Here is a 20975-nt window from a genome sequence, read left to right as displayed (position 1 = left end):
TAGGTGGGATAAAAGTATATCAGGTGACCCGGAGATGAGTGACGTCTACGAGAGACTTGAGACACTGCTGCGTTCGCTTGGGGTTAAGAAGACAGAGCTGCGGATATACCGCCTCCTCCTTGAGAAGAGCGAGCCCATGAGGATAACCGAGATACAGAGGGAGCTCGGCATAAGCGAGCGCTCGGTTAGGGAGCACGTCCTGAGCCTGTACCGCAAGGGCATACTCAGGAGAAGGCTCATCGAGCAGGGATGGCTGGGCTACGTATACACAGCCGTCTCACCGAGCGAGGTCCTAGAGCACCTGAAGGAGAACCTGATAAAGAGGATAAACGAAATCGAAAAGGAGCTCAAGAACCCCTCCAAACAGAGGAACTAGAGTACCTCTATAACCCCAGTCCTCTCCAACAGGGCTAGGAGCTTCTCCAGCTTCTCTTCTTCAACTTCCCCGAACTCCTCCTTCAGCGCGCGCATTGCATCGTCCTTCGGGAGGAGCTCGCCGAGCATGAGAAGCTCGTGGAGGTGCACCAGCGTTTTCCTGTCCTTCGTCAGCTCTTTGAACTCCTCGTAGGCCTTTTCGTCGATGCTCTTTATGAGCGCGCCCGATACCTGCCCTTTTCTAACCCACCGCATCCAGGACTTCCTCTCGAAGGGGTGACCGCTCTCGATGCCCAGGAAGTGCGAGTCCCTGGCCAGGCCCATCATGACTAGCTTCTCCGCGTGTTCGGTGTCCCTCTCGAGGGAGAGCTCGCCGAGGTACTTCATGGCGTAGCCGCGCGCAAAGCGCTGGAGTTCCTCGGTTTCAGCCTTGGCGAGTGCCAGGGCGGTGGCCAGAACGGCCCTGCCGATGACCTCTATGCTGGTTTTGCTCACCTTCTCAACCGTGTCCTCGCTGGAGTGATAAAAGCGGTCCGGCCAGGTTATCGGCATCACCGACGGGATTCCAAAGAAGTTGAAGACGTCGTGGTCGCTACCCATCTCATAGGGGTAGCTCTTGAGCTTTAAACGCGGCATTGGACTTCCCGAGAAGCTCTTTCCGGCGGCGTTGGAGAGCCCAAGGAAGTACTCCAGAAGGCCGGAAACCACCGAGAACCTCGACAACGGAGTCCTTACGAGCATTATCGTTGAGCCGGCCCTGTCCTCGCTTCCGGCCACCATGTCAAGGTTTATGACGGCGTAGTACCTGTCCAGCCCCGCGTAGTTCTCCACGAAGGCCTGGGTTCCGTAGTACTCAGGAATCCACAGGAAGGCGAAGCCGAATCGGAAGGAGTCGTCGTGGAGCCTCCCCAGAACCCTCGCGAGCTCCATCAGCATGGCGCTTCCGGAGGCGTTGTCGTTGGCACCTGGCTTCGGATGACAGATGTGGGCGGTGAAGAGAACGAAGGGTTCCCTTCCCACCTCCGCGTAGAGGATCGGCAGAACCTGACGCTCGTTTATTTGGGTCTCAACTTCAATCTTCGCCTCGACTTTCTCCCCGGAGTTCAGCTTTCCCACGATGCCCTTTGCCAGGCTTTCGGGAATGGCAACGGCGGGAATCTTCGCCCATTCTAGGTCATCCTTGGTGAGGAAAAGGCCGATGTAGGGAATCGCATCTCCAGTTCCCTCGCGGTAGGCGATGAATCCTAGGGCACCGGCCTCATTGGCCTTCCTGTAGGCGTCCCGCCAATCCCTTCCGACCAGAACTATCTTCCCCTCCGCGTTCTCCCAGTCCTCCTCGCGGGCTATGTGCACGACCTCACCCTCTGCCTTTCCGCTCGGTGAGTGGGCCATGACGACGAGGGGACTCTGGGATGTCGTCAGTGTTTTCTCCAGAACCTCCACCTTTCCGTGCACCAGGTCCCATGCTATGGGGGACTTCAGAGTCAGGAACCAGCTCTTCCCGTCGTAGAACTCCTCGTAAAGCTCCACGTTGATTCCCCATATCCTTAATTCCTCCCGGATGAAGCGAACGGCCTCCGGGAGCTCCTTTGAACCCTGTATCCTGTGGAACTGGCTTATCTCGGCTATGTAGTGCAGAACGTTCGAAGGGTCAAAAACCTCGGCTTCCTTTAAAAAGCTCCTCATGACTATCCCCAAGCATAGTTCTCCTGAGGAATATTTAAGGTGCTCGCATAGAAAAATGGAAATCAGCGCCCCATGTGAAGCATCCTCGGTGGCTTCAGATGCTTCAGCGTGTCGAGGAGGTCGGGTGGAAGAAGGAGCCGCGTGGTCTCAAGGAAGCGGACGAACTCCACCTCCGGAGCCCCGGCCGTCTCTTCGGCTTCCTCCGGGGCCACCTTGGGCTTCGGCCGCTCCTCACCGGCGGTTTCCTTTCCGAGCCCCTTCCTTATCTCCTCCTCCCGCTTCTTCGCCCCGTCCAGCTTTCCACGGTTGTAGGCGTTCTTGACGAGCTCGTAGACGCCGAGCTCCTGTGCCCTCGCGTAGAGCCTCTCCCTGCGCTCGCGGACCCATTCCGCCCACTCGCTGTGCCCCTTGTATCCCACGAAGTAGCCGAACTCGTAGGCCTCCTGTACGAGCTTCTTCGCTTCCTCCATGCTTCCACCTCAGAACGGCGCCTCCGGATAGACCCTGATGCCCTCTTCGGTGAAGCGGAGTTTCTTGAGGTTGCTGTCGTGGGCAACGCCGTGCATCTTCAGAACCTGGAGGGCCCTTATCATCTGGTAGTTCTTCATGAAGTGGTGGAGGACTATAACGCCGTCGGTGAGGTAGTAGTCCTCCGTGTAGTTCTCGGAGCTCATCATCTCGGCCACTATGAGGCACGTAATCCCGCGCTCGTGGAGCTTCCTTATGAACCTGCCCAGCGCCATCCTCTTGTGCTCGGGGTCGAGAACCGAGTACTCCAGCGACGTGAACGAGTCTATGACCACCCTCTTGACGCCCTCCGCCTCGATGATGCGGAGGATGTTCTCAAATATCTCGCTCCAGGTGAACCTCCTCCCGGCTCCGAAGATGCTCTCACCCATGTCGTAGAAGAGTATCCTCTTCGACTTGAGGTGGGTTAGGAGCCCGAAGTTGTACCTGAGCATGTCCTGGGTTATTATCTTGGGATGCTCCAGAAGGGATATGAATAGCCCCTTCTCATCGTTTTTGGCGCCCTCAACCAGAAACTGAATCCCGAAGGTCGTTTTTCCGCTGCCAGGGGGCCCGATGATCAGGTACACCCTGCCGGGGATAAAGCCTCCACCGATGAGGTCGTCGAGTCCCGGAACGCCGGTTGAAACCCTGTCAAGACTCTTGAGGAGTTCTCCCACGTACATGATCACTCCCTCCGTATTACATAAACGTTCCCAGGGTATTTAAGGTTGAAGTGTCCAATGATGTCCAGATGAACCCACAATGTGAGAAGCGGTTTGAAGCGTGACGTAACCGGATGACACATAGAGAAGCCAAACTCCGCCCTCTGAGAAGCCGGGAACCAAAGGAGCACCGAGGCCATAACATTGTGAGGCAAACAAACGGATAAGAATCCCAAAAGGTTTATATCGCAGCCCAGGTTACTACCAATCATGAGAACCGGGGCCTCGGAGAGAATCTTCGGGTTTCTCGTAACATGGCTCACTGGTGGTCTCCTCCTGCTGGAAGACTACTTCAACCCCTCGTGGTTCTTCAGGAAGCGCATCTGCCTCGGGATTGCGGACATCGAGTGGAGCCTGCGGTGCCACGATTTCTTTGACCTGCTCTTTCTGGTGCTCCCCATCGCCGCCGTGGCCCTAGTCACATGGCTCTTCAGGAGATGGAAAGACGCGGACGGTCTTTCGCTCTTTGCCCTCACGGTCGCCTTGGGGTTTCCCGGAACGCTGGCCTTTTTCATCCTTATCGCGATGGCGATCTCGAAAAGGCTCCCCACTGGAATCGGAGAGGAGTTTGCCCTGGTCATCTCCTTCGTTTACTTCATAACGGTGATAGGAGTTGCCGCCGGGGCGCTAGCCCCACGTCACGTGCCTGTTGACGAGGAAGCGCACGACGAATGAAACGACTATCCCGATCAGGTTGGCGACGAGGTAATACAGCCCCAGGTAGACGAGGCCGGCGTAGATGAGCCACTGAACAACGGCCCCGGTTAAAGCCGCTATGTGAAACGTGAGGAGCCTCCTCCAGAGGGGCTTTCTCTTGAGATCCCTGAACGTCCAGAGATCGTTCCAGGTGAAATTGTTGAGTATCGCCAGCTCGGTCGCCGGGACGTTGGCGAGTATCTTGTCCCAGCCAAAACCGGAGACGAAGAGCCAGAGAAAGCCTTCGTTTACGAAAACGCCGGAGAGACCGACGAGGGTGAATTTGATCAGCCTGTCCAGCTCCCCCTCCCAGCGCATGAGCCTGTAAACGTGCCGGAGGTAGTTAAGCATCGTCTTCGTCCCCAGCTTGCTCTCCCCGGCTTTCCTGAGACCGAAGGTGAAGGGAACCTCGGCAACCTTCCCATATTTGCCCTTGATTAGAATCTCCATGAGGATTTTGAAGCCGACTGGATTCAGAGTTACACCCTCAACTACCTCCCTCCTGAGGGCAAAGAAACCGCTCACCGGGTCCTTGACGTTCCTTATCTTGGGTAGCGCGAGGCGGCCTATCATTATCGCGCCTTTGGAGATTAGCTTCCTGTACCAGTACCAGTTCCTCACGCCGCCGCCCGGAACGTATCTGCTCGCTATCGCTATGTCGGCACCGTTTTCAATGGCCTTCAGAAGCTTGGGAATAACCTCCGGCGGATGCTGAAGGTCGGCGTCCATGACGACGAAGACATCGCCAGAGGCCTCTCTGAATCCCCTTATCACGGCCGAGGAGAGGCCCTTCTCCTCGGTACGGCGTATCACCTTGACGGGGTACCTTTCACTCAGCTCTTGGGCAAACTCCCAGGTTCTATCGGGAGAATCGTCGTCAACTATGATGATTTCGTAATCGTAACCCTCAAGCGCTCTGCTGATTCTATCGAAGAGTTCCTCAAGGTTCTCCCTCTCGTTGTAGGTGGGAACTATCACGCTGATTCTCAAGGGGCTTCCCTCCACCTTCATCAAACTGTTCCGTAAACTTTATAAGTCCTGCCCCCGCCCTTAAGGGCGGGCATGGGGCCGTGGGGTAGCTTGGCCTATCCTTCCGGCTTCGGGAGCCGGGGACCCGAGTTCGAATCTCGGCGGCCCCACCAGAAAACAAACTTTTCTGGCGAAAAGTTTGATCAAAAGTGGGTGATCCTTTTTGACTGGTCAGAATTTTTAGTGGGGTTTTGTTTTAGTGGCCGAATTGTACGTTGGATTCATGTCAAAAGGACGTTTTTAGCGGGTTCAACTTCAACCCGCGCCCCAAAGGAGCGCTAAAAAAAGCCGAACCTATCAAGGGTTGCATTTTTTGGAATGAATCCAACCAAAATTGCAGATTTCAACTGAAACCCCCTGTTGCCTAGCGAATTCTAAGTAAGGAATCACGAACTTTGATGAAACTTTGCATGGCAAAGTTTCAGCGTTGACGGAAAGAGTGCGTGCAATTTTGAAATGCTTGTGTTCTAAGTGGTTTGCTCTTTAATTGACGGTCCTACAGTGTTTCGCTCTCTCAGGGCATCCGATAGACGCCGGAAAAGAGTCACAAACTTTAGTGAAACTTTGCCCAGCAAAGTTTCGAGGGATAAAATTTATAAATCCCACCCTGAACCTATCAACGGGCACAGCCCCGTGGTGTAGCGGCCAAGCATGCGGGACTCTGGATCCCGCGACCGGGGTTCGAATCCCCGCGGGGCTACCATTCAATCGGGCTCCAGACCTTCGAACCCCACAATCTTCCCCATTCTTAGTTTGACTTTCGAACCGCACATTATACTTCAAGAAGTATTCCCTTGGTTCCCAGTATTCCCACGTTACCATTGGGGGAGGTTCAATGTCCCAACCTCCGTGGGAATTTGTCCAAGATATCGTTGGATTTTTTCCAATATATAGTAAAATCCACAATAATGTTGGAAGGCCCGGCCAGAGAACAGGAAGATAACGGGAGTATTTCCAAGGTCCGTTTTGAAAACAGGAGATTGAACCAAGAATGGGTATAAAACAGCCCCAAATTCCAAAATCGGACTTTTCAGGAACTTTTAAATACTTTAGCGCTGAGTTTCAAAGTGATGTTACATACGTATTGCTTAACATGGAGGGGGTGAGGATGTGAGCAACGTAGTTAACCTGGAGGTTGAGATTATGAACCTCCTCAGGGTCCACGGATCACTCAGTGTCGCTTTTCTGACGCGGTTCCTCAATGAGAGAGGCATTTTCTGCACGAGGCAGAAGGTTGAGAGAACCCTCAGGAAACTAGTGGAGCAGAAGAAGGTGGAAGCATTCTACACCAATGGGAATAAGAGAAAGCATTACAGGTTGCGGTGATACAATGGGCGCGACAACCACGATACTCGGAAACGACAGAAGAATGCTGATGATAGAGTACCTCAAGGAGAAAGATGGAAGGGTTGAGCTCAGGGAGCTAGTTGAGTACATAGCCGAGAGGGAAGGAGACACAGATAGGAAGCACAGGAAAAGCGTCTACGTCAGCCTGGTTCAGACCCACATCCCCAAGCTGGAGAGGGAGGGCGTCATAACCTTTAACCACGGCGTCGTCACGCTCCTGAAGGTTCCCGACGATGTGACCGTTTACATGGAGGTAGTCAACAAGCACGACATAAGCTGGAGTACCTTTTACATGGGAACGTCGGTAATATTCATCATCGCGGGCTGGTACTTGGGCAGCATGCCGTTGTTGCTGGCTGCCATGGTGTATCTGGTCATAAGCCTGGTACACCACAACAGGGTAAAGAGGCTGTTTTAGCAGAATACTGCTATAACCTGTCTCTTCTAATCAAACTGGGCCCTTTTACCCCTGGTAATGAGGGATTACCACCCAGTAAGCCGGAATTTACTATATAGGTTGACATCACTATAATCAATGAGACATCCCCATGATGGCCTTCGCCTAGGGTGTCGGTTTGGAAAACATGGAGGAATGTACCATGAAGAAAATTTTGGCCCTCGGTATGCTGGGGCTGATGATCGCGGCGGCCTTTGCACTAGGCACCAGTGCGACCTTCAGGGACTATCGGGTAAACAGAAGTCTCCACATTGATGTGGTTACAGACGACAGTGAACTCATCGATTTGACACCGGTCCAGCCCTACGCATACATTAATGATAGAGGCAAGCTAGTTATAGACTTTTCTAAGAACAACCCCAACTGGCCAGGAAACCCAAATTCGCCATACTTCAATGCATCATGGAACAACACAGACTTGGGCTCAGGCCTTAGCAAAGGTTCGAGATATAACTTCGACGAAATCTTCAATGTAAGCAACCACTTGTGGGAAGACATGAACATTACTGTTAGGGTCGTGTCCTCAAGTAGCAACATTAGATTCTACAACCCTGACGGGAAGATCTATGTTACTGGTACCAGTAACAAACCAATAGACTCAGATAGTGCGGTATCGTATGACGCCAAGGATGTATGCTTTGTTCTGACACCAGGAGACGCAGTTAGCATAGGAATGGAGATCAATGCCGGACAGGAGTCCTATGATGCAACCATAACAATATACGCGTACCCTGAGGGAGACGAAGACTTCGTCTGTGGACCAGGAGGTGTCTGAAATGAGAAAGATTATGGGCCTGTTCGCCCTTGCTATTGGCCTCCTCGTTGCAGTTGCTGCCACTAGTGCCACCTTTGCATACTTTGAGGCGCAGAGAGACGTCCATATTGAGGTCGTCTCTGACGAGAACGAACTTATTGACCTAGAACCCCTACAGCCTTACGCATACACAGGAGAGGGAGGAGTTCTGACAATTGCCATCAGAGAAAACAACCCTAACTACCAAGAAGGATACGGAAAAGGCGTTAGCCCAGACTCAATCTACGTCTTCGAGCACGTTTTTGGGGTTAGCAACCACTTGTGGGAAGGTATGCCAATCTGCGTCGAGATCAACTATAATGACGACGAGTACAAGTTTTTCGTAGGCGACTACACTGGCGGATACGGAGACTCACCAATATACTTCATACTCCAGCCCGGAGAAATGAAGGCTGTTGGTATCGTCATAAACAGTACGGGCTATGATGCCGGAGACGCAATCGCGGATGACATAATCATCAAAGCATACGCAGACCTTAGTAACTGTGAGCAGGGGTGAATGTTTCATTTTAGGAGCGTTTGCTCCATTTACGTTTTACATTATTGTCTGAGGAGGGAGTGATGTGAAAATTGTCAACAATATCTTGATTGGAATGGGCTTGGTTATTATCCTCTTAATAGGCATTGGTACTATCTATCCTAATGATGCCCTCCAAGTGGTAGTGTATGGTGCTCCCAATCAGGCAATCTCCCTTGAAACTCCACTCCCTCCATATGCTCATCCAAGCAACGGAGTTCTGAAGGTGGATATTACTAATCGCAGTCCGTTTTATCCCGGATTTGGCAATGGACTCAGCAGAGATAGCGTGTATGTGTTTGATGATGTATTTACAATCACGAACAACGAAAGTGAGACAGGATATTCAAAAATTTGTGTTACCCTTATTTCTCAAACTGCATGGATTTCATTTTTTGAGGGGAACTTTAATGGAAATTGGACACAAACTTTGGAAATAGAGATTACCGCGAATGAGACCCTACATGTAGGGATGCGTTTTGACACGCATGATGTAGAACTGGGTGAGCATGCAACTAGTATTCAAATAACCGCTGTAGGGGGAAGTTGCGAATGAACAAAATAATAGAGTATTTCATACTAACATTCCTTGTAATTCTAGTTATAGGTTCCCTTTTAGGTGTCTTAATGAATAGACCAATTTTTGTATCATATGCATATTCAAACAGTATGACCCCAACAATAAGTAAAGGCGATGTGTTCTTTATAAATCCATTCTCAAGGAACCCAAACGTCGGCGATATTATAGTCTTCAATGCTGGAGGTACTTGGACTGTCCACAGGGTCGTAGGAGTTGTATCCGGTGGATATCTGACTAAGGGGGACAACAATGTTGCAACTGATCAGTTAAACAAGGAAATCCCTCCCATAAAGAGATCTCAGATTGGAGGAAAGGTCATCACTTTTGGCGGCAAACCCGTAGTAATACCAAAATTGGGGCTATACATAGACAAGGATCTAACCCCCAAAGCAAAAATGTTCCTCGCAGGAGCTCTAGTCATTTTTGGGGTTATTTTATTCACTCTGGGAGACGAGAAGAACACAAGAAAGAAACGTTCTAAGTTTATACAAATAAAATTCAAGACATTATACTTGATTTCGTCAATGTTTCTCCTGATAATGATCTCTGTCGCTACTTTTGTCTCGTGGCAAGTATTCCCTATAGAATATGCCGTAACTTCAGCCGGCGGACAGAGAGAAGGTTGGTATCTTCCAGGAGAGACGTTCGAACAAAAGCTAACTATACAGAATAACAATTTTTATCCCATGTTATATTTTGTTTCGCCAGAGAGTTCTACCATTGACAAAATTTCCCAGACAGAATTCACTTTGAATAGGAATGAAGAAACAGCCTTGAGTGTGATGATTACAGCCCCTGAGGAGACCTCGATATTCACTGCAAAAGTTAAAGTAAATGCATATATGCCCTTATTGCCTAAATCACTAATAAGCATGTTATACGCAATAAACCCTATGATGCCTCTTCTTGCAATTCTTGCAGAGGTTTCCCTGTTCCTTGGAGTGTTTTATATACTCTCAGGCATCGGGGACGAAGATGTTCTTAGAATCCGGAAAAAGAGAACTTCTTCCTTTAGAGGAATTACGGAGGTGTTTAGGATATGAAAGCTCTATTCTCAATCATTATAACGCTTGCACTGGCTTCGCTGATTCTCGTAGGCTCCAGTGGAACTTTTGTAAGCTTCGAGGCATCGAGAGAGGTTAAGGTTCAGGTTGTGCCCCACGAAAATGAATACTTGGGCTTTGACTGTGAAGATGGCCACGCCGCAGTTGTGGAAGTCAGTGCCAACAGCGAAACAGATTTTGATGCACTGACCGTCAGAAACTATCTGAACGAACTGAAAGACGTCTGGATACGGCTGGCCCCGGACTACTCAGGTCTTCCAGGAAATGTTGACATGTCCATAGAAACAGACGACGGCACCGAGAGAAGGATAGCATCGGGAGACGAGTACACCTTTATTGGACACGTGAGCGTGAGTGACGTCGTGCCTGGGGAGTACATAATCCCGGTTACAATGTACGCTCACTGGAACGGGGGAGATGCAGTCATAGAGACCTGCTCCATAAAACTAATAGTAAAGGGCGGGCCGACCATTGAAAAGACACTCCTCTACGGCAATACCAGCGGAATACCACTAAAGACGTACCAGGAATGGGTCTTCCAGATACTCGTGACAAATCCCACAGGAGAAGACCTCACCCTGACCATAACCGACACGATACCTGCGGAGTTCAACGTGAGCCTAGATAGAACCAGCGCAAGTGCCGGCACGTACAGGTTCTGGGCAGCAAACGATGGCAACCAGTGCGGAGGACACTGCGGAAAGAAAGGAGGACACCACGCCCAGCCGGCCACAAAGATGGAATGGAACGTGACGATCCCAGCGGGAGGAAGTGCCCACATGAACGTAACTATATTTACAAGAACCAAAAACAACTGTCATTGCGGAGGAGGACATGTAGGATTTACATCATGCGGAGAATACAACCTGAACGAAGGGGCAACCATAGTCCAGTACGGCATAACGAGCAACGCTCTTGTCGTGACTGTGGATTGCTGTGATGACCACGATGGATGCTGCCATGACGGCTGTTGCCACGACGACTGCTGCCAGGAGCACGATGAATGCGGATGCAATCACGACCACGACTATAATCATGAAAACGGCACAGGGGAATGTGAAGGATGAAGAAAGAAGATGTTTCGAGGTTTATTAGGAGGAAGGAAGTCCTGGGAGTATTCCTGATTCTCTTCCTAGTGTTTGGATTTTATTCCGTGAAGCTCATGAGCGCAAGCCCGTACGTGGTGAACACACAGAAGCTTGGAACTTTCAGGGAAGAGGGCCAGCTGAAGCACGCGGCCTACCTCAAGCCCAACGAACTCTACGGCTACATGGTTTTCAGGGACGAGTACCCAATAGCCCTAGTCGACAGGTTCCTGCTGATGTACACGTACCATTCAAGTCCGCCTCTGAGCAGCGGCACCTACGAAGTCACCGGGAAGGTCATCTACTACGTCAACAAGGGTAGTGATGAGGTCATAATGTGGGAGGAGACCCTCTTCGACAAGAAGGGCAAGCTCCAGAATGGGGGATTCACAGTTGAATACACGCTCGACATGAATAAGCTCAACGAGATGAACGCAAACGTGGCGGAAGAACTCGGAATGCGGAGATTGAACAGGCGTGTAATCATAACAACCACCGTTAAAGGAACCGGGGAAGTCGGTGGAAAGACGATAAACGAAAACTTTGACCATGAAATGGAGCTAGTAAGGGACGGCGGCGCGGGCCTTTACTACTTCAAGGGCACCACCAAGACCGCAGGGAGGACGCTAACAAAGACGACAAGGGAAGAGGTCACTGCAAACGTTCTGGGAGTGGAGAGCGACGTGGACACAGCTAAAGTGGTAACCACACTGCTGGCACTCCTGATGCTGATACCCCTCCTCGGATACGTGTACACCGCAAGGCCGCCCAAGGACGAGCTGTCCAAGATAAGGCCGTACATAGTCAAGGGCGCACCAGGGCCCGTGCAGAAGAGGGTCGTCCTGAAGACCCCCAAGGATTTGGAGACGACCTTCGAGCTTGTGGACAAACCGATACTCCACTATATCGACGGTGAGGACGAGGTCTTCGCCATAATAGACGACGGAATATCCTACGAGTACCGGAAGCCATTGCCTCAGGAAGGGGATGAGGCCAACTGAGAGCCCTCCCCTTCCCCCTACTGCTTTTCTGGTTTTCGTAACCAACAACTTTAAAAGCCCTATCCGAAAGGCTAACCTAGAAGTTCTACAAGAGGTAAGAGGTGGTTAGAGATGAACCCGTTCCACGAGCTTGAGCCCGGACCGGAGGTTCCAGAGGTCGTTTACGCTCTCATAGAGATTCCGAAGGGAAGCAGGAACAAGTACGAGCTCGACAAGAAGACCGGCCTTATAAAGCTCGATAGAGTACTCTACAGCCCGTTCTTCTACCCGGTCGACTACGGAATAATCCCGCAGACCTGGTACGACGACGGCGACCCCTTCGATATCATGGTCATCATGCGCGAGCCGGTTTATCCGCTCACGCTCATCGAGGCGAGACCGATAGGCATCATGAAGATGGAGGACTCCGGAGATAAGGACTGGAAGGTCCTCGCCGTCCCCGTTGAGGATCCGTACTTCGACGACTGGAAGGACATAGACGACGTCCCGAATGCCTTCCTCGACGAGGTTGCCCACTTCTTCCAGCGCTACAAGGAGCTCCAGGGCAAGGTCACCAAGATAGAGGGCTGGGGCAACGCCGAGGAGGCCAAGAAGGAGATCCTCAGGGCCATCGAGATGTACAAGGAAAAGTTTGGAAAGAAGGAGTGATTTCTTTCCCTCTTATTCCCCACGGGAGGTAAAGGCATGTACAAGCTCCTCAAGATTAGGGATGTTGTGAGAATCCCGCCCAGGATGTTCACGATGGATCCAAAGGAGGCGGCAAAGCTCGTCCTCCGCGAGACCTACGAGGGCATCTACGATAGGGACGAGGGAGTTATCCTTGCGATTATGGACGTCGAGGACATCGGCCAGGGCGTCATCGTGCCCGGCGACGGTGCCACCTACCACGAGGTGGTCTTCGACGTTCTCGTCTGGAAGCCCGAGATGCACGAGGTCGTTGAGGGTGAGGTCATAGACGTCGCCCCGTACGGTGCGTTCATCAGGATAGGCCCGATGGACGGCCTCGTCCACATCAGCCAGCTCATGGACGACTACGTCGTCTTCGACGAAAAGAACAAGCAGTTCCTCGGCAAGGAGACCAAGAGAATCCTCAAGCTCGGGGACGAGGTCAAGGCAAGGGTCATCGCCATAAGCATCAAGAGCAGGGTAATTAGAGAGAACAAGATAGGCCTCACCATGCGCCAGCCCGGTCTCGGAAAGAGGGACTGGATAGAGAAGGAGAAGCGCAAGGAGGCTGAGGCATGACGAAGGAGAGGGCGTGCAGACACTGTCACTACATAACTACCGAAGACCGCTGTCCAGTCTGCGGGAGCAGAGACTTGAGCGACGAGTGGTTCGACCTCGTCATAATCACGGACCCAGAGAAGTCGAGGATAGCGCAGAAGCTGGGCGTTACGGTGCCCGGAAAGTACGCCATAAGGGTTAGATGATGCTGTTCGTACTAACGCCCGAACTCAGACGGGAGCTGAAGGAGCCCTTGGGCGAGCTCGTCCGGGGCGAGATTCCCGAGCCGTACCTTAGGGTTAAGGGAGAGCTTGAAAAAGCGCGTTACGTCGTCACAGTCGGCGACGTGGTCACCGAGAACGTCCTCAAGGTCGGCATAAAGCCGAGCCTGGCCATATACGACCACAGGACAAAGAGGCGGGAGTACACGCCGGACATAGAGACCGGCGCGGTGGTTATGACCGTTCAGAACCCCGCCGGAACAATAACGAAAGCTTTATTAAACGCCATCAAAAAGGGGTTTGGACTGGCCGAAAGGGGCCGGAGGGTTTACATAAAGGTGTGTGGAGAGGAAGACCTGGCGGCCATTCCGGCCGTGCTCTACGCCCCCGTCGGGAGCATCGTGCTCTACGGCCAGCCGGATGAGGGAGTAGTGCTTATAAGGGTAACACCCGAATGCAAGCTCAAGTGCGGGAAGCTCATGTCGAAGATGGAGGTGGTTCGCGATGGAGATTAAGGTTACCGAGATTAAGGAGAACAAGCTCCTCGGAAGAAAGGAGATATACTTCGATGTCATCCACGAGGGAGAGGCCACCCCGAGCAGGGCCGACGTCAAGGGCAAGCTCGTGGCGATGCTCGACCTCGACCCCGAGACGGTAGTCGTCCAGTACATAAGGAGCTACTTCGGTAGCAGGGTCAGCAAGGGCTACGCCAAGGCCTACGAGAGCAAGGAGAGGATGCTCTACATCGAGCCGGAATACGTCCTCATAAGGGACGGAATAATCACGAAGGAGGAGGAGTGAAATGGGGCAGAAGTGGAAGCTCTACGAGGTTCAGGGCGGTAAGGTCAAGAGGAAGAACAAGTTCTGCCCGCGCTGCGGTCCAGGCGTCTTCATGGCCGAGCACAAGGACCGCTGGAGCTGCGGCCGCTGCGGCTACACCGAGTGGAAGAGGAAGTGATTTTTCTCCTTCTTCCGGCTTTTCTACATCCCTTAAGGGTTAACCTCAAAAGGACGTTGCGGTAGATGGTACCATGCCAGTCTACTACGGCATCAGGCTCAAGCTCCATCCCCAAGTCTATGAGCCTGCTGAGGACACGTTCCTCCTAGCGGAGAACCTCGCGGTCAGGGAGGGCGACCTGGCCCTTGACGTCGGCACAGGAACGGGGCTCATAGCACTCCTGATGGCGAAGAAAGCTAGCTTCGTTCTGGGAGTGGATATCAATCCGCTCGCGGTCGAGCTGGCGAGGGAAAACGCCCTTTTGAACGGGATTAAAAACGTCGAATTTCTCCTAAGTGACCTCTTTGAGAGGGTTGAAGGAAAGTTCGACGTGGTAACATTCAACGCCCCCTACCTGCCCGGGGAGCCAGAGGAGCCGATAGACCTGGCGCTGGTTGGGGGCAAGGATGGTAGAGAAGTCCTCGACAGGTTCATCCAAGAAGTTCCGGAGTATCTCAAGCCGGGTGGAACCGTCCAGATAGTCCAGAGCTCGATAACCGGGGTGAAAGAAACGCTGAGAAGGCTGGAAAAAGCCGGACTGAGGGGAAAAATAGTAACTAAGAGGCACGTATTTTTCGAGGATATCGTCCTGATAAACGCTAAGCCGAGTGATTGCGTTTGACCTCGAAGAGGAATTTGACCCTGGGCCTCTCCACTGGCTCAACCTCGTCCTCGAAGAAGTCAATTTTAATCTCCCTTGCATTCAGCGCGGGTTCTGGCTTCACTCTTTCGAACATAAAGGAAAAAGCGACGATTAGCTTTTAAAGTTTTCGCACATTGCCGAAGTATTTTTCGACGATAAAATTTCCCACCCCCGACCCATCACCTTTTTAAAAGGCTCGTTCAAAGCCAACCCAGAGAGATGAATTAGGTGAGGCTAATGGCGTTAACGTTCAAGTCCAACCCGAACATGCCGGAGGAGATTGCAAGTCTCTTCAGGAAGCAACACTACGCGCTCGTGGGCAGGCACAGCTCGGTCAAGCTCTGCCACTGGCTAAAGGAGAGCATAAAGCACGACCGCTTCTGCTACAAGCAGAAGTTCTACAACATACACTCCCACCGCTGCCTGCAGATGACGCCGGTTACAGCGTGGTGCACCCACAACTGCATATTCTGCTGGCGCCCGATGGAGGGCTTCCTCGGCACGGAGCTCCCGGAGCCGTGGGACGACCCGGCCTTCATCGTCGAGGAGAGCATAAAGGCCCAGAGGAAACTCCTCGTCGGCTACAAGGGGATGCCCGGCATAAACATGAAGAAGTTCGAAGAGGCGTGGAATCCAAAGCACGCGGCGATAAGCCTATCCGGCGAGCCGATGCTCTACCCATACATGGGCGACCTGGTGGAGGAGTTCCACAAGCGCGGTTTCACGACCTTCATCGTCACCAACGGGACCGTTCCGGAGAGGCTCGAGGAGATGATAAAGGAGGACAAGCTGCCAAGCCAGCTCTACGTCTCACTGACGGCTCCCGACGTCGAGACATACAACAGGGTCAACGTCCCGATGATTCCCGACGGATGGGACAGGATAAAGACCTTCCTTGAAATGATGAACGGTCTCCCCACCAGAACCGTCGTGAGGCTGACCCTCGTCAAGGGCGAGAACATGCACAACCCCGAGGGCTACGCGAAACTGATAAAGCTCGCCAACCCAATGTTCGTCGAGGCGAAAGCGTACATGTTCGTCGGCTATTCGCGCAACAGGCTCACCATCAACAACATGCCGCGCCACGAGGAGATAAAGGCCTTCGCGGAGGAGCTCGTCAAGAATCTGCCCGGATATCACATCGAGGACGAGTACGAGCCGAGCAGGGTCGTTCTCATAATGCGCGACGACGTTGATCCCCGGGGCAGCGGAAGGGAAGGGCGCTTTATAAAACATTGAGTCCCCTCTTCTTCCTATTATGGAAAAAGTTTATTTATTCTGGCCGCTTAGAATGAGCTTAGGGGTGTAAGGTGATGAAGAAGGTTCTGGCTCTAGTAATGATTGTTCTCATGCTGATTCCAGCCGTTAGCGCCGGAACGATAGACGGCTCCGCAAAGTTTCTCAAGGATGCGGCCAAGTCAAGCCAGCAGACGAGGGAAATAAGCCTCGCTATAATGGCGCTCTCCGAGGCCAGCAACGATCTGGAGTGGGACATAGCCCCAGACCTAGACAACCTCGTTACGACGCTTCTCAAGTATCAGAACCCGGACGGGGGATGGGGTCTATACCCCGGCGAGACCAGCAACGTCCTCGACACGGCTTACGCCGTTATCGCCCTAGAGAGGGCAGACCCAATCGTTGGGGCACTGCAGGTCGAGAGCGTAAGGGACGCCATCAACAGGGGCGTTTCATACCTCCTCTCCGCGAAGAACGAGGGCGGATGGGGTTACGTGCCGGGAACCCCAACCTCATGCTATCCAACCCTCGTGGCGATATGGGCCCTTGGAGAGAACGGATACAGCTACAACAGCAAAGTCGTCAGAGACGCGATAAAATACGTGGAGAACACCACAACCTGCGAGATATCCGAGTACGAGGCCCTCGCCCTAAAACTCATAGCTTACCACAGCACCGGTTATCCAGTCTCTAACGAGACCATTGAAAGCGTCAAGGAGGTCCTTCTCAACGACGAGAACCTCAAGATGAAGGAGCGCGCCATGCTAACGTACGCCCTCGTACTTCACACACCCATAGACTTCGACACGGCGAGGATACTCATCAAGCTGGAATCGTACAGCAAGAGCACGAACGACCTCGTTTACTGGATGAACACTCCAGACCTCTTCTCATCGACGGAGCTCATAGCCACCACCTCCTATGCTCTCATGGCGTTCTCAACACCGTTCGAGCTTCCACCTGCGGAAGAGGTAAAGAACCCCTACGAGATGCCATGTCAGGAACTGAAGAACATACAAAACCCCGACGGGGGATGGGGTCTCGGACCCAACGAGCCCTCCGACGAGAAGGCCACTTACTACGCACTTATGAGCATCCAAGCGTGTTATCCCGAGAAGGAGAGCATTGAAAAGGCCCTCGCGTGGACGAGAGAGGCCTTCGAGAGGGACGCGGCCTGGATGAGGCAGGAGCGCAGGATGTCCGTCGGCTACTACTACGCACTGAAGACGCTCCTTATGTACAACAACCTGACCGCCGAGGAAAAGGCCCAGGCGGAGGAGCTGATACGCAGCGTTCAGCTCGACTACGGCCTCTGGGGCAACACCGTTCTCGGTCCACAGCCCTACGAGACCGCCCTGGCCATCAAAGCCCTCCGCGAGCTCGGAGTTCCAGCAAACGACTCCCTGATTCAGAAGGCCAAGGAATGGCTCCTGGACATAAGCAACGACGGATGGGGAACCCACGTAACGACGAAGTACTACTCCTACATGCTCAAGCCGGACGTGCTGACGACCATAACCGTCCTGGAGGCTCTGGAGGGAATAGCCTCCCAGGAAGAGCTCCAGCCACACATAGACTGGCTCATTGACCAGAGGATCGACGGCGGCTGGCCGTACTGGAAGACCTACTACGTCTGGGAGAAGAACAGGGAGTTCCCGGGAACGCCGACCGTCGAGCTCACCGTCAGGGCAACGGACCTTCTGATCAACTACGGGTACAACTACACCAACGAGACGCTTGAATTCGTCATGAACGCCAGGGACTCCGGGGCCATAGACAACAAAACGATAGAAATCGCCAGCGCAGTAAACTACCTCTCCCGCTTCCAGTACGTTCCGCCGGTGAGCCTCTACGATGTGAGGGGCGCCCTCGACAGCAATGTGTTCGGAATAATCGCACCCCACATGGACGCCACCACGGTAAACGAGACAATAGACATGCTCAACGACCTCTTCAGCGGCGGCTTCATAGCCCTTAACACAACCACGATAGGCGAGGGCAGCTACATAGTCATGGCCCACTACGGCGAGTACTTCGTGAGACCGTACAACCCCTACCTGAAGTTCCACCTCACAAACGAAACCGTCACCGTCGGCAACGTCACGGTGCCCGTTGACAAGGCGGTCATTCTCATTCCTGGCAAGACCCCCAAGGGAGTCGTCCTGTTCGTATTCTACGAGCAGGAAAACGCCGAAATTGCCAAGGAAGTCTTCACCACAGGCTTCATAAGGTACATCAGGGGAGACGCGATGGTTCTCCTCAACGAGAACGGTAAGGTGAGGGTAATAGTCGTGGGGTGATTAAGAGGTGAGGGCTCTAATCATAGGGGTCGGCCAGTGCGGAACGAAGATAGCCGACCTCTTCGCTCTGGTTGATTTTGAGGCTCTGGCCATAAACACCTCCCGGGGCGACCTGGAGTACCTCAAGCACGTTCCCCAGGAGCGGAGGATACTCATAGGTGAGAGCCTGACCGGCGGCAAGGGGGTCAACGCGAACCCGATACTCGGCAGGGAGGCCATGAAGCGCGATTTGCCCCTCGTCATGCGCAAAATAGGTTCAATAATCGGCTACGAGGACATCGACATCTTCTTCCTAACCTTTGGCTTCGGCGGCGGAACGGGCGCCGGAGGAACGCCCGTCCTGGCCGAGGCGCTCAAAGAGGAGTACCCGGACTCCCTGGTGGTGGCCATCGGTGCACTCCCCCTCAAGGAGGAGGGGATAAGGCCCACCATCAACGCGGCGATAACCATAGACAAGCTCTCAAAGATCGCGGACTCAATAATAGCCATAGACAACAACAAGCTCAAGGAAGGTGGCGACGACATAAGCAAGGCCTACGAGAGGATTAACTACACGATAGTCGAAAGGATAGCGTCTCTTTTGGCCCTGGTTGACGTTCCCGGCGAACAGACGCTGGACGCGAGCGACCTGAAGTTCGTTCTCAAGGCCTTCGGAAGCTTTGCAACGGTCGGCTACGCCAAGGCCGACGCGGGCAAGGTAAAGAGCCTCTCAAGGCTCATCATTAAGTCGTTCGAGAGCGAAGGCCTGTACCTCGAGGCAAACATCGAATCGGCGCTGTACGGGCTGGTTGCGATTCATGGCCCGCCGGAGATACTGAAGGCCGCAGACATATTCGAGGCGCTCAACTACCTCACCAACAAGATAAGGGGCAAGCAGATATTCCGCGGCTTTTACCCTGACCCGCGCGAGAGGGAAGTGGAGGTTGTAACCCTCCTCAGCGGCATCTACGAGAGCAAGAGCATCGAGGACATAATCATCACCGCCAAGCAGTACGCCCAGTCCTTCATGGAGGCAAAGGAGGAAGCGGAGAACAAGAAGAAGGAGCTCCTAAGCGGCCTGCCCGACTTCGACGACGTCTACGCCAAGGGCGGGAGTGAGCTGAAGGGAATCCCCGACGGAGAGTACCCGGACATCGAGGGTATAAGCAAGAGGCTCCGGAGGGAGAAGGATGACTGAGCCGATAAAGGACTCCGTCGAGGTGGCCCTTGACCTCGACGAGAAGGAGGTCTACGCCCATATAGCCCACGAGAGCGCCGAGGACATCATCAGGATCATCTCCTCCCTCGATGCCGAGAGGGCGAAGCTCCACGGGGAGGTCATCTACTACAAGGATGACTGGGACGACCTCATCCGGGAGAGGATAGCCAAGGGGAAGCGCCACACAGCCTTTGATTTCTACAATCCGGCACTGCTCGACATCTGGGAGCAGAAGGTCAAGGAGATTAAAGAGGCGAAGAAGCGGGAGAAGGGCCTGTACGCCGCAATAGGTGCAGTAATAGGTGCGACTGCAATCGCGTCCTTCTTCGCTGGCCAGCCGTACTTCATCATCGGACTTGCGATGCTGCCAGCGGTTCTCCTGATCAGGGATTCCACCCGCGAGAAGCTTGATCTAATTTACTACGAGCTGACGCAGTTCTTCATCGACGAACTGGCCGAGCTGATAGAGAAACACTCCCTTCATCCTGAGAGGTACAAGTTCAAAATATTCAGCGGAGATTACTTTGGCGTTGAGACCAAAAGGGTCGGAACCGGCCTTTTTGCCGTCGTAAACGCCGGAAAATCGGAGAGTAACGATTAAATAGATGTTCGGAGATATACCATACTGAGGGGAGAAAATATGCGGATAAAAAAGCGTGGTCAGGTTTCACTTGAGTTCATGTTAATCTTTGGAATGATGCTCATACTCCTGCTTTACTCCGTAAACAACATCACGTTCAGGGAGGGCTCGACCTCAACCGAAACCCTTCGAATCCAGATAAGCCTTGAGGAGAAGAACCTCGCCAACGCCATCTCCAACACGATATCACAGGTTTACGCCCAGGGCCCTGGAGCAAAGTCAACCACCTATGTGAGACTGACGTACCTGCGAGACCCTGAGATGCTCCAGAAAGGGCTGAACGTCAATAACGCTTCCGTGTTTATAACCTACGGAAACTACAGCACCGAAGGCAACGGCACGTACATCACCGTAACCGGGACCAACGTCTCCACCGTTCTCAGCGGCGGGGACAAGAACGTCTTCTGGAGCAGGGCAATGTACCAGGCTGTTCTGTACACCAACTCATCCGTATGGTCGCCGTCCGGAAGCGTCACCTTTGGATCATCCACGGTCTACGGGCTGGATCTCGACCCCGCGACCCTCCCGGCAACGCTGGAGATAGTCGTTGAGTGGAACCCCGACAACCCGAACTCATGGACCTTTGACTCAACGACCGGTGAGCTTCACATAAACATAAACCCCGGTGGATGA

At 53.0% G+C, this 20975-nt stretch carries 27 protein-coding genes and 2 tRNA genes; 24 read left to right on the top strand and 5 right to left on the bottom strand.

What is annotated here, in order from left to right; translation table 11 throughout:
* The first annotated feature begins 34 nt into the window (after positions 1 to 34).
* Entirely contained in the window at positions 35 to 376 is a 342-nt protein-coding gene (locus CDI07_RS00360; protein WP_088181515.1) for a transcriptional regulator, read from the top strand.
* On the opposite strand, the gene CDI07_RS00355 is transcribed toward CDI07_RS00360, so the two are convergent.
* The 3 genes from CDI07_RS00355 to CDI07_RS00345 form a co-directional block, all read right to left on the bottom strand.
* Positions 373 to 2061, bottom strand: a complete 1689-nt coding sequence (locus tag CDI07_RS00355; protein ID WP_088179720.1) for a DUF4910 domain-containing protein — start codon at positions 2059 to 2061, stop codon at positions 373 to 375. The genes CDI07_RS00360 and CDI07_RS00355 overlap by 4 nt on opposite strands.
* A gap of 62 nt (positions 2062 to 2123) precedes the next feature.
* A complete protein-coding gene (locus CDI07_RS00350) occupies positions 2124 to 2531 on the bottom strand; it encodes a hypothetical protein (protein WP_088179719.1) in 408 nt (135 codons plus the stop codon).
* 9 nt (positions 2532 to 2540) lie between these two features.
* A complete protein-coding gene (locus CDI07_RS00345) occupies positions 2541 to 3254 on the bottom strand; it encodes an ATPase domain-containing protein (RefSeq protein WP_088179718.1) in 714 nt (237 codons plus the stop codon).
* Positions 3255 to 3503: 249 nt separating this feature from the next.
* Here CDI07_RS00345 and CDI07_RS00340 point away from each other — a divergent pair, with 249 nt between their 5' ends.
* On the top strand, positions 3504 to 3968 hold the full coding sequence (locus tag CDI07_RS00340; RefSeq protein ID WP_088179717.1) for a hypothetical protein: 465 nt from the start codon (positions 3504 to 3506) through the stop codon (positions 3966 to 3968).
* On the opposite strand, the gene CDI07_RS00335 is transcribed toward CDI07_RS00340, so the two are convergent.
* Positions 3921 to 4979, bottom strand: a complete 1059-nt coding sequence (locus CDI07_RS00335; protein ID WP_088181514.1) for a glycosyltransferase — start codon at positions 4977 to 4979, stop codon at positions 3921 to 3923. The two genes, CDI07_RS00340 and CDI07_RS00335, sit on opposite strands and share 48 nt — an antisense overlap.
* Positions 4980 to 5053: 74 nt before the next feature.
* Here CDI07_RS00335 and CDI07_RS00330 point away from each other — a divergent pair.
* The 17 genes from CDI07_RS00330 to CDI07_RS00250 all read left to right on the top strand — a co-directional run bounded on the left by CDI07_RS00330 (position 5054) and on the right by CDI07_RS00250 (position 14947).
* Positions 5054 to 5131: transfer RNA gene (locus CDI07_RS00330), tRNA-Pro, on the top strand.
* Between the two features lie 514 nt (positions 5132 to 5645).
* Positions 5646 to 5721, top strand: a tRNA-Gln gene (locus tag CDI07_RS00325).
* A gap of 407 nt (positions 5722 to 6128) precedes the next feature.
* Positions 6129 to 6344 carry a hypothetical protein gene (locus CDI07_RS00320; RefSeq protein ID WP_088179716.1) on the top strand — a complete coding sequence of 72 codons (216 nt, stop codon included), beginning with the start codon at positions 6129 to 6131 and terminating at the stop codon, positions 6342 to 6344.
* 4 nt (positions 6345 to 6348) lie between these two features.
* Positions 6349 to 6783: a hypothetical protein gene (locus CDI07_RS00315; RefSeq protein WP_088179715.1), complete on the top strand. Its 435-nt coding sequence runs from the start codon at positions 6349 to 6351 to the stop codon at positions 6781 to 6783.
* Positions 6784 to 6949: 166 nt separating this feature from the next.
* Positions 6950 to 7597 (top strand): DUF1102 domain-containing protein, encoded by a 648-nt coding sequence (locus CDI07_RS00310; RefSeq protein ID WP_226996629.1) that lies wholly within the window; start codon positions 6950 to 6952, stop codon positions 7595 to 7597.
* 1 nt (position 7598) lies between these two features.
* Positions 7599 to 8135, top strand: coding sequence for a DUF1102 domain-containing protein (locus CDI07_RS00305; RefSeq protein WP_088179713.1), 537 nt, complete (start codon positions 7599 to 7601; stop codon positions 8133 to 8135).
* A gap of 64 nt (positions 8136 to 8199) precedes the next feature.
* Positions 8200 to 8709: a DUF1102 domain-containing protein gene (locus CDI07_RS00300; RefSeq protein WP_088179712.1), complete on the top strand. Its 510-nt coding sequence runs from the start codon at positions 8200 to 8202 to the stop codon at positions 8707 to 8709.
* The gene (locus tag CDI07_RS00295; protein ID WP_088179711.1) at positions 8706 to 9776 is read left to right on the top strand and encodes a signal peptidase I; all 1071 of its coding nucleotides are present in this window, start codon (positions 8706 to 8708) and stop codon (positions 9774 to 9776) included. Before CDI07_RS00300 ends, CDI07_RS00295 begins: the two co-directional genes overlap by 4 nt.
* Positions 9773 to 10864 carry a hypothetical protein gene (locus CDI07_RS00290; RefSeq protein WP_193432405.1) on the top strand — a complete coding sequence of 364 codons (1092 nt, stop codon included), beginning with the start codon at positions 9773 to 9775 and terminating at the stop codon, positions 10862 to 10864. Before CDI07_RS00295 ends, CDI07_RS00290 begins: the two co-directional genes overlap by 4 nt.
* Positions 10861 to 11883: a DUF5305 family protein gene (locus CDI07_RS00285; protein ID WP_088179710.1), complete on the top strand. Its 1023-nt coding sequence runs from the start codon at positions 10861 to 10863 to the stop codon at positions 11881 to 11883. The genes CDI07_RS00290 and CDI07_RS00285 overlap by 4 nt, the downstream gene beginning before the upstream one ends.
* A gap of 111 nt (positions 11884 to 11994) precedes the next feature.
* Positions 11995 to 12531: an inorganic diphosphatase gene (locus tag CDI07_RS00280; protein WP_088179709.1), complete on the top strand. Its 537-nt coding sequence runs from the start codon at positions 11995 to 11997 to the stop codon at positions 12529 to 12531.
* Between the two features lie 36 nt (positions 12532 to 12567).
* Complete coding sequence (locus CDI07_RS00275) at positions 12568 to 13128, top strand: DNA-directed RNA polymerase (protein ID WP_088179708.1); 561 nt, start codon at positions 12568 to 12570, stop codon at positions 13126 to 13128.
* Positions 13125 to 13313, top strand: a complete 189-nt coding sequence (spt4, locus tag CDI07_RS00270; protein WP_088179707.1) for a transcription elongation factor subunit Spt4 — start codon at positions 13125 to 13127, stop codon at positions 13311 to 13313. The genes CDI07_RS00275 and spt4 overlap by 4 nt, the downstream gene beginning before the upstream one ends.
* Positions 13310 to 13843, top strand: a complete 534-nt coding sequence (locus CDI07_RS00265) for a GTP-dependent dephospho-CoA kinase (protein WP_226996588.1) — start codon at positions 13310 to 13312, stop codon at positions 13841 to 13843. The genes spt4 and CDI07_RS00265 overlap by 4 nt, the downstream gene beginning before the upstream one ends.
* Positions 13833 to 14129: a 30S ribosomal protein S24e gene (locus CDI07_RS00260; protein WP_088179705.1), complete on the top strand. Its 297-nt coding sequence runs from the start codon at positions 13833 to 13835 to the stop codon at positions 14127 to 14129. The genes CDI07_RS00265 and CDI07_RS00260 overlap by 11 nt, the downstream gene beginning before the upstream one ends.
* A 1-nt stretch (position 14130) precedes the next feature.
* Positions 14131 to 14286: a 30S ribosomal protein S27ae gene (locus tag CDI07_RS00255; protein ID WP_012572872.1), complete on the top strand. Its 156-nt coding sequence runs from the start codon at positions 14131 to 14133 to the stop codon at positions 14284 to 14286.
* Between the two features lie 73 nt (positions 14287 to 14359).
* Positions 14360 to 14947, top strand: coding sequence for a HemK2/MTQ2 family protein methyltransferase (locus tag CDI07_RS00250; RefSeq protein WP_088179704.1), 588 nt, complete (start codon positions 14360 to 14362; stop codon positions 14945 to 14947).
* Here the strand turns inward: CDI07_RS00250 and CDI07_RS10145 are convergent.
* Positions 14925 to 15062, bottom strand: a complete 138-nt coding sequence (locus CDI07_RS10145) for a hypothetical protein (protein WP_168169225.1) — start codon at positions 15060 to 15062, stop codon at positions 14925 to 14927. The genes CDI07_RS00250 and CDI07_RS10145 overlap by 23 nt on opposite strands.
* A gap of 143 nt (positions 15063 to 15205) precedes the next feature.
* On the opposite strand from CDI07_RS10145, the gene twy1 reads away from it, so the two are divergent.
* The 5 genes from twy1 to CDI07_RS00225 all read left to right on the top strand — a co-directional run bounded on the left by twy1 (position 15206) and on the right by CDI07_RS00225 (position 20975).
* Complete coding sequence (gene twy1 / locus CDI07_RS00245) at positions 15206 to 16207, top strand: 4-demethylwyosine synthase TYW1 (RefSeq protein ID WP_088179703.1); 1002 nt, start codon at positions 15206 to 15208, stop codon at positions 16205 to 16207.
* Positions 16208 to 16281: 74 nt separating this feature from the next.
* On the top strand, positions 16282 to 18504 hold the full coding sequence (locus tag CDI07_RS00240) for a prenyltransferase/squalene oxidase repeat-containing protein (RefSeq protein ID WP_088179702.1): 2223 nt from the start codon (positions 16282 to 16284) through the stop codon (positions 18502 to 18504).
* 7 nt (positions 18505 to 18511) lie between these two features.
* Positions 18512 to 19681, top strand: coding sequence for a cell division protein FtsZ (locus CDI07_RS00235; protein WP_088179701.1), 1170 nt, complete (start codon positions 18512 to 18514; stop codon positions 19679 to 19681).
* Entirely contained in the window at positions 19674 to 20303 is a 630-nt protein-coding gene (locus CDI07_RS00230) for a hypothetical protein (protein WP_088179700.1), read from the top strand. The genes CDI07_RS00235 and CDI07_RS00230 overlap by 8 nt, the downstream gene beginning before the upstream one ends.
* Positions 20304 to 20342: 39 nt before the next feature.
* A complete protein-coding gene (locus tag CDI07_RS00225; RefSeq protein ID WP_193432404.1) occupies positions 20343 to 20975 on the top strand; it encodes a class III signal peptide-containing protein in 633 nt (210 codons plus the stop codon).

This window comes from Thermococcus sp. 5-4, from assembly GCF_002197185.1.
Lineage (GTDB): Archaea > Methanobacteriota_B > Thermococci > Thermococcales > Thermococcaceae > Thermococcus > Thermococcus radiotolerans.
Note: the sequence above shows the minus strand (reverse complement) of the source record. Positions and strands in the feature narration are given on the sequence as shown.

Bases quoted from the DNA above. Each gene is read 5' to 3' on its own strand.
- CDI07_RS00225 (WP_193432404.1), top strand. From the start codon at position 20,343: ATGCGGATAAAAAAGCGTGGTCAGGTTTCACTTGAGTTCATGTTAATC.
- CDI07_RS00355 (WP_088179720.1), bottom strand. From the start codon at position 2,061: ATGAGGAGCTTTTTAAAGGAAGCCGAGGTTTTTGACCCTTCGAACGTT.
- CDI07_RS00250 (WP_088179704.1), top strand. From the start codon at position 14,360: ATGCCAGTCTACTACGGCATCAGGCTCAAGCTCCATCCCCAAGTCTAT.
- CDI07_RS00290 (WP_193432405.1), top strand. From the start codon at position 9,773: ATGAAAGCTCTATTCTCAATCATTATAACGCTTGCACTGGCTTCGCTG.
- CDI07_RS00255 (WP_012572872.1), top strand. From the start codon at position 14,131: ATGGGGCAGAAGTGGAAGCTCTACGAGGTTCAGGGCGGTAAGGTCAAG.
- CDI07_RS00345 (WP_088179718.1), bottom strand. From the start codon at position 3,254: ATGTACGTGGGAGAACTCCTCAAGAGTCTTGACAGGGTTTCAACCGGC.
- CDI07_RS00240 (WP_088179702.1), top strand. From the start codon at position 16,282: ATGAAGAAGGTTCTGGCTCTAGTAATGATTGTTCTCATGCTGATTCCA.
- CDI07_RS00340 (WP_088179717.1), top strand. From the start codon at position 3,504: ATGAGAACCGGGGCCTCGGAGAGAATCTTCGGGTTTCTCGTAACATGG.
- CDI07_RS00305 (WP_088179713.1), top strand. From the start codon at position 7,599: ATGAGAAAGATTATGGGCCTGTTCGCCCTTGCTATTGGCCTCCTCGTT.
- CDI07_RS00230 (WP_088179700.1), top strand. From the start codon at position 19,674: ATGACTGAGCCGATAAAGGACTCCGTCGAGGTGGCCCTTGACCTCGAC.
- CDI07_RS10145 (WP_168169225.1), bottom strand. From the start codon at position 15,062: ATGTTCGAAAGAGTGAAGCCAGAACCCGCGCTGAATGCAAGGGAGATT.
- twy1 (WP_088179703.1), top strand. From the start codon at position 15,206: ATGGCGTTAACGTTCAAGTCCAACCCGAACATGCCGGAGGAGATTGCA.
- CDI07_RS00315 (WP_088179715.1), top strand. From the start codon at position 6,349: ATGGGCGCGACAACCACGATACTCGGAAACGACAGAAGAATGCTGATG.
- CDI07_RS00285 (WP_088179710.1), top strand. From the start codon at position 10,861: ATGAAGAAAGAAGATGTTTCGAGGTTTATTAGGAGGAAGGAAGTCCTG.
- CDI07_RS00265 (WP_226996588.1), top strand. From the start codon at position 13,310: ATGATGCTGTTCGTACTAACGCCCGAACTCAGACGGGAGCTGAAGGAG.
- CDI07_RS00280 (WP_088179709.1), top strand. From the start codon at position 11,995: ATGAACCCGTTCCACGAGCTTGAGCCCGGACCGGAGGTTCCAGAGGTC.
- CDI07_RS00295 (WP_088179711.1), top strand. From the start codon at position 8,706: ATGAACAAAATAATAGAGTATTTCATACTAACATTCCTTGTAATTCTA.
- CDI07_RS00350 (WP_088179719.1), bottom strand. From the start codon at position 2,531: ATGGAGGAAGCGAAGAAGCTCGTACAGGAGGCCTACGAGTTCGGCTAC.
- CDI07_RS00310 (WP_226996629.1), top strand. From the start codon at position 6,950: ATGGAGGAATGTACCATGAAGAAAATTTTGGCCCTCGGTATGCTGGGG.
- CDI07_RS00260 (WP_088179705.1), top strand. From the start codon at position 13,833: ATGGAGATTAAGGTTACCGAGATTAAGGAGAACAAGCTCCTCGGAAGA.
- spt4 (WP_088179707.1), top strand. From the start codon at position 13,125: ATGACGAAGGAGAGGGCGTGCAGACACTGTCACTACATAACTACCGAA.
- CDI07_RS00275 (WP_088179708.1), top strand. From the start codon at position 12,568: ATGTACAAGCTCCTCAAGATTAGGGATGTTGTGAGAATCCCGCCCAGG.
- CDI07_RS00360 (WP_088181515.1), top strand. From the start codon at position 35: ATGAGTGACGTCTACGAGAGACTTGAGACACTGCTGCGTTCGCTTGGG.